The organism is Vibrio crassostreae 9ZC13, from assembly GCF_000272045.2.
Lineage (GTDB): Bacteria > Pseudomonadota > Gammaproteobacteria > Enterobacterales > Vibrionaceae > Vibrio > Vibrio crassostreae_C.
Genome location: NZ_AJYZ02000042.1, coordinates 80844 through 81087, shown reverse-complemented (window position 1 = coordinate 81087; position 244 = coordinate 80844). Strand labels below are relative to the sequence as shown.

General features: G+C 48.4%; 1 protein-coding gene. It reads right to left on the bottom strand.

The annotated features are described in order from the left end of the window. A partial coding sequence (locus tag A136_RS22765) for an Ig-like domain-containing protein (protein ID WP_032546812.1) occupies positions 1 to 244 on the bottom strand: 244 nt, incomplete at both ends.

Genomic DNA, 244 nt, shown 5'->3' with positions numbered 1-244 from the left:
GCCACTTTCATCGCTCATGGTGTACGTCACCACGACTTGCTCTGTTACACCTACTGGCAGGTGATCAAAATCTTCGCCAGTCGCTTCAAACACAAGTTTGTTATTAACGATGGTCACCAGACCTTTGTCCGAGCTCACATTGTCTAAAGTGAACTTAGCACCATCGTCTAAATCGGTGTCGTTAGCCAATACATCGACGGTTACTGTGCTGTTCTCTTGAACTGCCCCGGTGTCTGCATTGGCC